Origin of the sequence: Janthinobacterium paucivorans (genome assembly GCF_051380805.1) — a bacterium.
In the GTDB taxonomy this organism is placed as follows: domain Bacteria; phylum Pseudomonadota; class Gammaproteobacteria; order Burkholderiales; family Burkholderiaceae_D; genus Janthinobacterium; species Janthinobacterium lividum_D.
On the sequence record NZ_JBNYXR010000005.1, the window covers coordinates 195,420 to 208,549 of the forward strand.

At 64.6% G+C, this 13,130-nt stretch carries 9 protein-coding genes; all 9 read left to right on the forward strand.

The features are described from left to right. Window positions 1-25 precede the first annotated feature (25 nt). The gene (locus tag ACQ4V8_RS08430) at window positions 26-4,234 is read left to right on the forward strand and encodes a hybrid sensor histidine kinase/response regulator (protein ID WP_436571226.1); all 4,209 of its coding nucleotides are present in this window, start codon (window positions 26-28) and stop codon (window positions 4,232-4,234) included. 85 nt (window positions 4,235-4,319) lie between these two features. Beyond that, on the forward strand, window positions 4,320-5,015 hold the full coding sequence (locus ACQ4V8_RS08435) for a response regulator (protein WP_436571227.1): 696 nt from the start codon (window positions 4,320-4,322) through the stop codon (window positions 5,013-5,015). Between the two features lie 246 nt (window positions 5,016-5,261). After that, entirely contained in the window at window positions 5,262-6,890 is a 1,629-nt protein-coding gene (locus ACQ4V8_RS08440; protein ID WP_436571228.1) for an AMP-binding protein, read from the forward strand. Continuing rightward, entirely contained in the window at window positions 6,887-9,301 is a 2,415-nt protein-coding gene (locus tag ACQ4V8_RS08445; protein ID WP_436571229.1) for a bifunctional salicylyl-CoA 5-hydroxylase/oxidoreductase, read from the forward strand. The genes ACQ4V8_RS08440 and ACQ4V8_RS08445 overlap by 4 nt, the downstream gene beginning before the upstream one ends. Window position 9,302: 1 nt before the next feature. Beyond that, window positions 9,303-10,103 carry an SDR family NAD(P)-dependent oxidoreductase gene (locus ACQ4V8_RS08450; RefSeq protein WP_436571230.1) on the forward strand — a complete coding sequence of 267 codons (801 nt, stop codon included), beginning with the start codon at window positions 9,303-9,305 and terminating at the stop codon, window positions 10,101-10,103. A 12-nt stretch (window positions 10,104-10,115) separates the two neighbouring features. Further along, window positions 10,116-10,628: a MarR family winged helix-turn-helix transcriptional regulator gene (locus tag ACQ4V8_RS08455; protein WP_010395823.1), complete on the forward strand. Its 513-nt coding sequence runs from the start codon at window positions 10,116-10,118 to the stop codon at window positions 10,626-10,628. 2 nt (window positions 10,629-10,630) lie between these two features. Further along, window positions 10,631-11,485, forward strand: coding sequence for an enoyl-CoA hydratase family protein (locus ACQ4V8_RS08460; protein WP_010395825.1), 855 nt, complete (start codon window positions 10,631-10,633; stop codon window positions 11,483-11,485). Window position 11,486: 1 nt separating this feature from the next. Further along, the gene (locus ACQ4V8_RS08465) at window positions 11,487-12,662 is read left to right on the forward strand and encodes an acyl-CoA dehydrogenase family protein (RefSeq protein WP_261980732.1); all 1,176 of its coding nucleotides are present in this window, start codon (window positions 11,487-11,489) and stop codon (window positions 12,660-12,662) included. Window positions 12,663-12,697: 35 nt separating this feature from the next. Continuing rightward, the gene (locus tag ACQ4V8_RS08470) at window positions 12,698-13,090 is read left to right on the forward strand and encodes a RidA family protein (RefSeq protein WP_010395830.1); all 393 of its coding nucleotides are present in this window, start codon (window positions 12,698-12,700) and stop codon (window positions 13,088-13,090) included. The last annotated feature ends 40 nt before the right edge of the window (window positions 13,091-13,130 follow it).

Below are 13,130 nucleotides of genomic sequence, written 5' to 3' on the forward strand. Positions count from 1 at the left end.
ACGTGCGTGCGTATTGGTATCGCTATTGCTATTGTTTTTTCTGCTGCCTGGCGGTTCGGCCGCTGCGGCGCCTGCGCCCACCCTGCGTTTCGACCAGCTCAGCGTCGAACATGGCCTGGCGCAGGAGTCGGTACTGGCCATCGTCCAGGACCGGCAGGGCTATATGTGGTTCGGCAGCCAGTCTGGCCTGAGCCGCTACGATGGCTATCGCATGGTCGTCTACAAGAATGTCGAGGGCGACAAGACCAGCCTGGTCGACAACTGGGTGGGCGAACTGCATGTCGATGGGCAGGGGCAGCTGTGGGTGGGCACCGACAACGGCCTGGATCGCTTTGACGCCGCCAGCCAAACCTTCACGCATTACGCCCCGGCCGAAAAGAGCAAGCGCGGCAACGGCAATCGGCGTATCCACGCCATTGTCGACGATGGCGCGCGCGGCTTCTGGATCGCCACCTCGGACGGCTTGCAGCATTTCGACCCCGCTACCGGCACCTTTCGCACCTGGCACCATGAAGAAGGCAATCCGCACAGCCTGGGCGACAATGAAATCAAGGCGCTGGTGCTGGACGCGCAAAAGCGCCTGTGGATAGGCACGGTCACGGGCCTGGACATGCTGGCGCCGGGCAGTGAGCGCTTCGAGCATTTCGCCGTCGATGCCAAGCCCGGTTCCAAATATAACGTGATCCAGTCGCTGCTGGTCGACCGCCAGCAAAATCTGTGGATAGGCACCATGGCCGGTGCCGAGCGCTGGCGTCTGGGAGGTGCCGGACAGGCGCCGCAGGCACGCCTGCGCCTGAATGAAAAACAGGGCTTTTCCGCCATCCGCGTGGCCAGTTTGTACCAGGATATCGACGCCACCGTCTGGCTGGGCAGCAATGCCGATGGCCTGTTCCGCTGGCTGCCCGAGAGCGATACCTTTCTGCAGTACCGCCACCAGACGGGCGACAAGTACAGCGTCGCCGACAATCAGCTGTCGTCGCTGTACCGCGACCGCGCCGGCACTTTTTGGGTCGGCTCCTGGTACAACGGCGTGAGCCGGGTCGACCTGGGCAGCGGCGGCTTTTCGCGCATGGCGCTGCCGTCCGGTGACGTCGGCGCGCTGGCCGACAAGAAGGTGCGCGCCGTGGTCGATGCGGGCAATGGCAAGCTATGGCTGGCCACCAAAGCCGGCTTGAAACTGTACGATACGCGCGACGGCAGTTCGCGGCTGTTCGACCTGCGCAGTTCGCCCGGTATGTCGCGTGATGAGCAGGTCACCACCCTGTACAAGGCGCCGGACGGCACCCTGTGGGTGGGAGGCTCGACGGGCTTGCACCGTTTCGATGCGCGACAGGAGCGCTTTTTTACCATGCGCTTTGCCGCCGGTGATCCGAACAGCGATACTATTCGCAATGTCGTGAGCGATCGCAGCGGCATGCTGTGGGTGTCGACGCGCGGCGGCGTGCACCGTTTCGACCCCGTTAGCCGGGCCTTTACTACGTATCGCCACGACCCTGCCAACCCGAACAGCCTGTCCGACAACATGGTGCGGCCCGTGCTGGAAGACGGCAAGGGACAATTGTGGATAGGCACATTCCATGGCCTGGACTTGCTCGACCGCGCCAGCGGCCAATTCCGGCATTTCCGCCACGATCCGCAAAATGCACATAGCCTCAGCCACGACGAGGTGCACTACCTGCACGAAGACAAGCGCGGCGTGCTGTGGGTGGGCACAGCCAATGGCCTGAACCGCATGGATGTCGATGCGAAGGGCGAGATCCGCTTTCGGCGCTTCGTGCGCAAGGACGGCATGGCCGACGATGCCGTCGCCAGCATCCTGGGCGACGATAAGGAGCAGCTGTGGCTGAGTACGAATAGCGGCATCACGCGGCTCGACATGCGCAGTGGCCTGTTGCGCAACTACGACAGCGCCGACGGCACGGTGGAAGGCTCGTACTTCGATGGCGCGGCCCTGCGCGCTACGGATGGGAGCATGTATTTCGGCGGATTTAACGGCATGACGGTGTTCGTGCCGCAAGATATCCATGACAACCGCGTGCCGCCACTGGTGACCATCACGGAGCTGCAGATTTTTAACAAGCCGGTGTTCATCGGCCGCGGCGAGTTCGCGCACGTGCTCAAGAAGGCGATCGAGCATACGCGCGAGCTGGTGCTGACCAGCCGCGAAAGCGTCTTTTCGCTGGAATTTGCAGCCTTGCATTTCGCAGCACCGCAGCGCAATATGTTCGCCTACCGGCTAGAAGGCTTCGACCAGGAATGGGTCATGACGGATGCGGGGCGGCGCTTCGCCACCTACACCAACCTCGATGCAGGCAATTATGTGTTTCGCGTCAAGGCGGCCAACAAGGATGGCGTGTGGAACGAGAGCGGCGCCACGCTGGCCATCACGATTCTGCCGCCTTTCTGGAAAACCTGGTGGTTCCGCACGCTGATGGCGGCGCTGCTGCTGGGTGCTGTGTATGGCGCTTACCGGCAGCGCGTGCGCGCGCTGCGACGCCAGCAGAACGAGCTGGAAAAACTGGTCGGTGAACGCACGGCCGAATTGCAGAGCAAGGAAATCGAAGTGCTGGCGCAGTCGGAAAAGCTGGCGCAGGTCAATAGCAGCCTGACGAAAAACGAGGAAAGCCTGCGCCAGGCCAAGCGCAAGGCCGAGGATGCGACGCGCCAGAAGTCGGAATTTTTGGCCAATATGAGCCACGAGATGCGTACGCCACTGGCTGGCGTGATCGGCATGCTGGGCTTTGCACTGCGCGACGAGCAGTTGCACGACGCTACGCGCGAGCAGATTTTGCGCGGCCAGGCCAATGCCCAGTCGCTGCTGGTGATCATCAATGACTTGCTCGACTTTTCCAAGATCGAAGCGGGCAAGCTGAGTATAGAGAATATCGATTTCGCGCTGGGCGCTGCCATCGAGACGGTCGTCAGCCTGTTCGAGGAGCAGGCGGCCGCGCGCAGCATCGGTTTTTCCATCGATTTTGCGCCTGACCTGCCGCTCTTCGTGGTGGGCGACCCGACTCGTTTGCGCCAGGTGCTGGTCAACCTGGTCGGCAATGCCTTCAAGTTCACCCAGCGCGGCGGCGTCAGCGTGTGCGTCGAGCGGGCCGGCGTAGCCAGCGGCGCTGGCGCAAGCCGTGTCAACCTGATTCGTTTTACCGTCAGCGACAGCGGCATCGGCATCGATGCGGACGCGATGGCGCGCCTGTTCCAGAAGTTCGAGCAGGCCGACGCCAGTACCACGCGGCGCTACGGCGGCACGGGGCTGGGCTTGGCGATCTGCCGTCAGCTGGTCGAACTGATGCAGGGCGAGATCGAGGTGAGCAGCACGCCAGGGCAGGGCAGCACGTTTGCCTTCACCTTGCCGCTGGCCGATGGCGTGGCGCCGCCGCTGGTGCCGCAGGTGGCGCTGGCGCCGCACAGCCACCAGTTGCGCGTGCTATGCGCCGAAGACTTCCCCACCAACCAGATCATCATCCGCGTCATGCTTGAAGACTTGGGGCACCGCGTCGATGTGGTTGCCAACGGCGTGCTGGCCGTGGCAGCGTGCGTGCAGACGCGCTACGACCTGATCCTGATGGATGGGCGCATGCCGGAGATGGACGGTGCCACGGCGACGCGCCTGATCCGCCTGGGTGGCTGGCCGGACCAGCCCGTGCGCGACCAGGAGCTGATGATCGTGGCCCTGACGGCGAATGCCAGTGAAGAAGACCGCAGCCGCTACCTCGGTGTCGGCATGGATGATTTCCTCAGCAAACCAGTGGACGAGGCGGTGCTGCATGGTTTGCTGGCGCGTGCCATCGAGCGCCAGCTGCAGCGCGGTTTTATGTTGCCGCGCATGCCGAGCATGCCGTCGCACGTCTCGCGCGGCGCCTCGCGCGGCCAGGCCGAACTCGATGCCCTGTTCGGCATCGCGTCGACGGTCGCCGTGGCGGCAGCGTCCCCAGCGGACCGTAGCGGCGAACTGCAGCGGCGCATCCGTGTCGCCTTCGCCGCCGGCCTGGAGGGGCGCCTGCGTGAAATCGACGCCGCCCTGGCGGCGCAGGACAAGGACAACGCCGGGCGCCTGCTGCACGGCTTGAAGGGCAGCGCCGCCTATCTGCATGAAACCCAGCTGCACCAGTTGTGCACGCAACTGGAAGAGGCTGCGGACGGTGGGCGCTGGACGCAGGTAGCCTTGCATTTGCCGCAATTGCGCGCACTGTTGGCGCAGATAGCCGTTTCGGGCAAGAAAATGTAAAATAAGCAATGCCGACCATGTGGCGCGCGGCGAAACTGGGTAGAATATCGCCAGGCCCCCGACGCTGCCGGCAATGGAGAAAGCAATGAAAGTACTGGTAGTTGACGATGATGTCGTGTCGCGCATGGTGTTGATGCATCTGATCGACAGCTGCGGCGTGCACGATATCGTGGAAGCTGAGGATGGCGCAGCGGCTTGGGAGCAGCTCGCAGGGGGCTTGCGTCCGTCGCTGTGCTTTTGCGATTTGCGCATGCCGCGCCTGTCGGGCATGGAACTGCTGCAGAAAATCCGCGCCGACAGCACGCTCGATGCCATGCCGCTGGTGCTGGTGTCGTCGGCCAATGACCAGGACACGGTGCGTGACGCCGTGCAGGCCGGTGCTGCTGGCTATATCGTCAAACCCTTCCAGCCGCAGCAGGTACGCGAGCATATCGATGCCTGCTTCGAGCTCTGCGCATTGCCGGCCGAGACGCCGCGCGACACCTTGCAGCGGCTCGATATCGACGGCGAACGCCTGCAGTCCTATTTGACGGGCTTCCAGGGCCAGATAGCGGCGGCCAGCGAACAGGTCGACGCCTTGCTGGCGCGCGGCGAACCGGCGCAGGCGCGCCAGCAGCTCGAACGCCTGCACCTCGGTTGCCGCACCCTGGGTTTGCATGGCGCGCAGGCCGCGATGATGGACGTGCTGCAGGCATCGGTGCTCGATGGCGGCCAGATACAGGCGGCGCTGGCTGCCTTGGCGCGCAGCGTAGTACAACAGGTGCGCCTGCTGCGACAATAGGACGGCGTCGACTGAAACGCCATAACAAAACCGACTGCGCGTCGCCATTTGCGGCCTCCGATGCTCACTGTGCTAAAGCACAGTTCCGCTTCTCAGACCAACGGGGGGGGCCGAGCCGCACATCGGCTCGCTACGGTTTGTCAGGTGTATTGAATTTGCTGTTTTTCGCTTGCCGGAAAAATACTTTAGGTTTAAAGTATTTACTTCCGGGCCCTGTGCACGCGCCCGCCACCAGCCAGGATGAGCATGAGCAGCGACCCTACGCCCAGCATGGCATCTCCCCAGGACGACTTTGCGCGCGCGCACCTGCCGCCGCGCGCACTCTGGCCGCAGCTCTGCCTTGACTTGCCCGAGCTGCAGTATCGGGCGCGTCTCAATTGCGTCACCGAACTGCTCGATGCTGCCGTCGCCAGCGGTGGCGGCGAGCGCATCGCCATCCTTGCCGATAGCCAGCGCTGGACTTACGCGCAGCTGGCGCGGCAGGTCGACCGCATCGCCCATGTGTTGCAGACCGACCTGCGCCTGATCCCCGGCAACCGCGTGCTGCTGCGCGGCGCGAATACCCCCATGATGGCCGCCTGCCTGCTGGCCGTGTTGAAGGCCGGCTGCATCGCCGTGCCCACCATGCCGCTGCTGCGCGCGCGTGAATTGTCTACCATCCTGGCCAAGGCGCAAGTGAATGCCGTGCTGTGCGCGCAGCCCTTGCGTGCGGAACTCGATAGCGTGTCGACATGCCCGCCGATGCTGTGCTTTGGCGCCGATGACGGCGAACTGGAACAGCGCATGGCAGCGCGCGACACCGCGTTTGTCGCCTTTCCTGCGCACGATACGGCGGCCGATGATGTCTGCCTGATCAGTTTTACTTCGGGCACGACGGGCGTGCCCAAGGGAACCATGCATATGCACCGCGACTTGCTGGCCATTTGCGATTGTTTTCCCCGCTCCATGCTGCAGGTGCGCGCCGACGATATCTTCATCGGCACGCCGCCGCTGGCCTTTACCTTCGGCCTGGGCGGCTTGCTGCTGTTCCCCCTGCGCTTTGGTGCTTGCGCCGTGCTGCTGGAAAAATGTACACCCGAGACTTTGCTGCGCGCCATCGATGCATACCAGGCCACTATCTGCTTCACGGCGCCGACCTTTTACCGTCTCATGGCGCCGCTCGCTACTCGCCACGAGGTGCGCAGCTTGCGCCTGTCCGTGTCGGCCGGCGAGGCACTGCCGCTGGCCACGCGCGACGCCTGGCAGGTCGCGACGGGACTGGCCATGGTGGACGGCATTGGCGCTACCGAGATGCTGCACATCTTCATTTCCGCCACCGGCGAGGGCATACGCCGCGGCGCTATCGGCAAGGCCATCCCCGGCTACCAGGCTTGCATCGTCGACGATGCCGGCGTGCCCCAGCCGTCCGGCGTGACGGGCCGCCTGGCCGTGAAAGGCCCCACCGGTTGCCGCTATCTGTCCGACCCGCGCCAGCGCGAATATGTGCGCAATGGCTGGAACCTGACCGGTGACACCTTCGAAATGGACGGCGACGGCTATTTTTATTACCGCTCGCGCAGCGACGACATGATCGTCTCGGCCGGCTACAACATCGCCGGCCCGGAAGTGGAGGAGGCGCTGCAGTGCCACCCGGCCGTGGCCGAATGCGCCGTGGTCGGGCGCGCCGATGCCGAGCGTGGCCAAATCGTCGAGGCGCACGTGGTGCTCAAGGACGGCTGCCTGGCCAGCGATGCGCTGGCGGCCGAACTGCAGCACTTCGTGCGCCAGCAGATCGCCCCGTATAAATATCCCCGCGCCATCCGCTTCCTGTCTTCCCTGCCACGCACGGAAACGGGCAAGCTGCAGCGCTTCAAACTTCGCACGGATACCGCATGAATATTGTCTGCATCGGCGGCGGCCCCGCCGGCCTGTATTTCAGCCTGCTCATGAAAAAGCAGAACCCGGAGCACCGCATCACGGTTATCGAGCGCAACCGCCCGTATGACACGTTTGGCTGGGGCGTGGTGTTTTCCGACCAGACCCTGGGCAACCTGGCCAATGCGGACGAGCCGACCGCGCGCGCCATCCTGCAGGCGTTCAATCACTGGGACGATATCGAGATTCGCTTCAAGGGCGAGAGCGTGCGTTCCGGTGGCCATGGCTTTTGTGGCATAGGCCGCAAGCGCTTGCTCAATATCTTGCAGGCGCGTTGCGAGGAACTTGGCGTGCAGCTGAAGTTCGAGACGGAAGTGCAGGACGACCAGGCCATTGCGCGCCAGTACGGCGCCGACCTGGTGATCGCCAGCGACGGCTTGAACAGCCGCATTCGCACGCGCTACGCGGCCAGCTACCAGCCCGAGATCGATCAGCGCCATTGCCGTTTCGTCTGGCTGGGCACGCGCAAGAAGTTCGAGGCTTTCACGTTTGCCTTCCGCCAGACGCCATACGGCTGGTTCCAGGCGCATATTTATCAGTATGACGGCGATACATCGACCTTCATCGTCGAAACGCCCGAACACGTGTGGCGCGCCGCGGGGCTCGACAGCATGAGCCAGGAAGAAGGCATTGCCTTTTGCGAAACGCTGTTCGCGCAGGAACTCGATGGCCATGGCTTGCTGAGCAACTCGCCGCATTTGCGCGGCTCGGCGCAGTGGATCACCTTCCCGCGCATCGTTTGCCGGCAATGGGTGCACCGGCAGGATGGGGTGCCTGTCGTGCTGATGGGCGACGCGGCCCACACGGCGCATTATTCGATTGGTTCGGGCACCAAGCTGGCGCTGGAAGACGCCATCGAGCTGGCGCGCTGCTTTGGCCAGTATGCCGACGCTGCTGCTACCGCTGTTGTTAGCGCTGCTGCTACCGACGCTGCGCTGGCGGCCTACCAGCAGCTGCGCGCCATCGAGGTGCTCAAGATCCAGAGCGCGGCGCGCAATTCCATGGAGTGGTTTGAAAACGTCGAGCGCTACAGCGCCATGGAGGCGCCGCAGTTTGCCTATGCCATGCTCACGCGCAGCCAGCGCATTTCGCATGAAAACCTGCGCCTGCGCGATCCCGCCTACGTGGCCGATTACGAGCGCTGGCTGGCGCGGCGCGCGGGCGAACAGGCGGGCGTGGCGCTGCCCGACGAGGCCATGCCGCCCATGCTCACGCCTTTCCGGCTGCGCGGCGTGCTGCTGAAAAACCGCATCGCCGTCTCGCCGATGGCGCAGTACAGCGCCGTCGATGGCGTGGCGGGCGACTACCATCTGATGCACCTGGGCGCGCGCGCCATGGGCGGCGCTGCGCTCGTGTTTGCAGAGATGACATGCGTATCGGCCGATGCGCGCATCACGCCCGCCTGTCCTGGCATGTACACTGAAGCGCACACGCAGGCCTGGCAGCGCATCGTCGATTTCGTGCATGCCAGCAGCGATGCGAAAATCGCCCTGCAGTTGGGCCACGCGGGGCCGAAAGGGTCGACGCGCCCCATGTGGGACGGCATCGACCTGCCGTTGGAGGACGGTAACTGGCCGCTGCTGGCCGCATCGAGCCAGCAATATCTGGCCGGCGTGTCGCAGGTGGCGCGCGCAGCCTCGGCTGGCGACCTGGCGCGCATCGAACACGATTTTGTGCGCGCCACCCTGGCCGCCGCCGTCGCCGGTTTCGATTGGTTGGAACTGCACTGCGCGCATGGCTATCTGCTGTCGAGTTTTATCTCGCCGCTGACCAACCGCCGCACGGACGAGTATGGCGGCAGCCTGGAAAACCGTTGCCGCTATCCGCTGCGCGTATTGCGCGCCATGCGCGCCGCCTGGCCGCAAGATAAACCCATGAGCGTGCGCATTTCGGCCCATGACTGGGTTGAAGGCGGCATCACGCCCGACGATGCGGTCGTCATCGCGCGCCTGTTCAAGCAGGCCGGCGCCGACCTGATCGACTGTTCCTCGGGGCAGGTCAGCAAACTCGAACAGCCGGTGTACGGACGCATGTTCCAGGCGCCGTTCGCCGACCGCGTGCGCAATGAGGCAGGTATCGCCAGCATGGCTGTCGGCTCGATTTTTGAAGCCGACCACGCCAACAGCATCATCGCCGCCGGGCGCGCCGACCTGTGCGCCGTGGGCCGCCCGCACCTGGCCAACCCGGCCTGGACCCTGACGGAAATGGCACGCATCGGCTACAGTGGCGCCGGGGCAGGCGCAACGTGGCCGAAACAGTACCGGCCCGCGCAGCTGCAACTGGAGCGCAATCTGCAGCGCGAACGCCAGCTGGCTGCCGCCAGCACGGGCCTGACCTCGCAACAGGTGGCCGCGCGGCTGCTGGAAGGATGACATGAACAGGGAACGACGGGACGGCGCGTTGGCCGACAAGCACGCGCTGCTGACGGGCGCCGGCAGCGGCATCGGCCTGGCCTGCGCGGGCGCCTTGCTCGACGCGGGCGCCCGCGTTACCCTGGCCGGGCGCGATGGCGCGCGGCTGGCGCGCGCGCGCCTGCAACTGGAAGAGGGCGGTTATGCTGGCAGGGTGGCCATCTGCATGCTCGACGTGAGCGTGGAAGCGTCCGTGCAAGCGGGCTTCGCGCAGGCTGCCGCGCATTTTGGCCGCATCGATATCCTGGTCAATAGCGCCGGCCAGGCCCACGCGGCGCCGTTCGGCAAGACCGACGCTGCCATCTGGCAGCAGATGCTGGCCGTGAACCTGACGGGCGTGTTTCACTGCTGTCAGGCAGCCATGCCGGCCATGCTGGAAGCGGGCTGGGGGCGCATCGTCAACGTGGCGTCGACGGCGGGCCTGAAGGGCTATCGCTATGTCAGCGCCTATGTCGCCGCCAAGCACGGCGTGATCGGCCTGACGCGCGCGCTGGCCCTCGAAGCGGCGCCGCACGGCGTCACCGTCAACGCCGTCTGCCCTGGTTACACGCAAACGCAGATGCTGGCGCAGGCCGTGCAAAATATCGCGCGCAAGACGGGGTGCGACGAAGACGCGGCGCGCGCGCAGCTGGCTGCGGCCAATCCGCAGCAACGTCTGGTGCAGGCGCGCGAAGTGGCCGATGCGGTGGCCTGGCTATGCCTGCCTGCATCAGCGGCCATGAATGGACAATCGATCGCCGTCGCCGGCGGTGAAGTCATGTAGACAATGGATAAAATGGATAATCAACGCGACCTTCTGCAGGCCGAACCGGAGCTGGACCTGGCCAGCCGCCTGACACAGGATCACCACCAGTCGCTCAAACTGTGGCTGCGCATGCTCTCGTGCACGGTGAAAATAGAAAACGAGGTGCGCACACGCTTGCGCGCCAGCTTCGGCATCACCTTGCCCCGCTTCGATCTGATGGCGCAGCTCGAGCGCTTTCCCGAAGGCTTGCGCATGGGCGAACTGTCCAAGCGCATGATGGTTACGGGCGGCAATATCACGGGCATCACCGACCAACTGGAGCAGGAGAAGCTGGTGCTGCGCGTGGTCGATCCGCAGGACCGCCGCGCGTATAGCGTCAAGCTGACGCCGGCCGGGCGGCGCGCCTTTGACGACATGGCCAGGGTGCACGAAGGCTGGATCGCTGAACTGCTGCAGGGCGTGACGCCGGACGACAAAAGCCAATTGATCGACCTGCTGTCGCACATGAAGCAGCAGCTAAATGACATCGCCATAAAGGACTGACCATGCGCCATCTACCGGGCCAGCCGCAAGACCTGCCAGGCAACCGCGCCAGCTTGGGCCATTACGCCGCGCGGCATTTTCTGTTCTCCGTCGAAGCAGGCGTAGCGCGCCTGACCCTGCACCGCCCCGAGCGCAAAAACCCGCTGACCTTCGATTCGTATGCGGAGTTGCGTGATCTATTCCGCGCGCTGGCGCATGCGCACGATGTCAAGGCCGTAGTCATTGCTGGCAGCGGCGATAACTTCTGTTCGGGCGGCGACGTGCACGACATCATCGGCCCGCTGACGCAACTCGATATGCCCGGCCTGCTGGCGTTTACGCGCATGACGGGCGACGTGGTGAAAGCCATGCGCGCCTGCCCGCAACCGATTATCGCCGCCATCGACGGCATTTGCGCCGGCGCCGGCGCCATGCTGGCGCTGGCCGCCGATATGCGCATCGGCACGGCGCGCAGCAAGACGGCCTTCCTGTTTACCCGCGTGGGCCTGGCCGGCTGCGACATGGGTGCCTGCGCCTTGCTGCCGCGCGTGATCGGCCAGGGCCGCGCCGCCGAACTGCTGTACACGGGACGCTCGCTGCCGGGCACGGAGGCTGAGCGCTGGGGCTGGCTCAACCGCCTGGTCGAGCCGGCAGAACTGGCACAGGCGGCGCAGCTATTGGCCGCCGGCCTGGCCAGCGGCCCCACCTTTGCGCACGGCATGACAAAAAAAATGCTGCAGCAGGAGTGGAATATGGGCGTCGATGAGGCCATCGAGGCGGAAGCGCAGGCGCAAGCCATCTGCATGGCCACCAACGATTTTCACCGCGCCTATCACGCCTTCGTGGCCAAGGAAAAACCGCAATTTGAGGGCGATTGACATGCGTAGCAGCACAATGAGCAGTACACGCGACACGACTTACCTGGACTGGCCGTTTTTTGAGCCGCATCATGCCGAACTTGAGCGCGAACTCGATGCCTGGGCGACGCTGCACCTCGACGCTGCCCATGGCAGTGACGTCGATGCGGCCTGCCGCGCGCTGGTGGCGCAACTGGGGCAGGGCGGTTGGCTCGCACATGCCACCGGCATCGATGGCAAGATCGACACGCGCGCCATTTGCCTGCTGCGCGAAACCCTGGCGCGCCACGACGGCCTGGCCGATTTCGCCTTTGCCATGCAAGGCCTGGGTTCGGGCGCCATCGGCCTGTTCGGCAGCGCGCAGAACAAGGCGCGCTATTTGCCGGACGTGGCCAGCGGCAAGCGCATCGCCGCCTTTGCCTTGTCCGAGCCGCAGGCTGGTTCCGACGTGGCGGCCATGGCATGCGCGGCGCGCCGCGATGGCGACGCGTATGTGCTCGATGGCGAAAAGACGTGGATCTCGAACGGTGGCATCGCCGATTTTTACGTGGTGTTTGCCCGCACGGGCGAGGCGCCCGGTGCGCGCGGCATCAGCGCCTTCATCGTCGACGCCGACAATCCCGGCCTGGAAATCGCCGAGCGCATCGCCGTGATCGCGCCGCACCCGCTGGCGCGCCTGCGTTTCAATCACTGCCGCGTGGACGTGTCGCAGCGCCTGGGAGAGGCAGGCCAGGGCTTCAAGGTGGCGATGGCGACCCTCGACGTGTTCCGCACATCGGTGGCCGCCGCCGCCCTCGGCTTTGCCCGGCGCGCCTTCGATGAAGCGCTGCGCCATGCGACAAAGCGCCAGATGTTCGGCCAGACGCTGGCGGATTTTCAGCTGACGCAGGCCAAGCTGGCGCAGATGGCCACCGGCATCGACGCGGCCGCGCTGCTGACCTACCGCGCCGCCTGGCAGCGCGACCAGGGGCGCAAGGTGACGAAGGAAGCGGCCATGGCCAAGTTGACGGCCACGGAAACGGCGCAGCAGGTGATCGACGCGGCCGTGCAACTGTTCGGTGGCATGGGCGTGGTCAGCGGGCACCCTGTCGAGCGCTTGTACCGGGAAATTCGCGCCTTGCGCATCTACGAGGGCGCCAGCGAAGTACAGCAATTGATCATCGCGCGCGAACTGCTGCGCGAGGCGGACAACGCATGAACGGCATGAAGCGCACACAGAGTGAGGAAAGCAATATGCAAGTTCTACAACCGCCAGGGTGGGCCAGGCCGCGCGGCTATGCGAACGGCATCGCCGTCAGCGGGCGCACGGTGTACGTCAGCGGCATGATAGGCTGGGATGCGCAGGGCCAGTTCCATACGGACGACTTTGCAGGGCAGGTACGCCAGGCCTTGCACAATATCGTCGCCGTGCTGGCCGAAGCGGGCGCCTTGCCCGAACACATCGTGCGCATGAATTGGTATGTGCTCGACAAAAAGGAATATGTCGCGGCATATCCACAAATCGGCGTGGCTTACCGGGAAATTATCGGCAAGCATTTTCCGGCCATGACGGCGGTGCAGGTGGCTGGTCTGATCGAGGACAGAGCGAAGGTGGAGATTGAGGTGACGGCGGTGTTGGTGGGCTGACTTTCCGGTATTGCATATTGGTATGTAAATAATAAATATA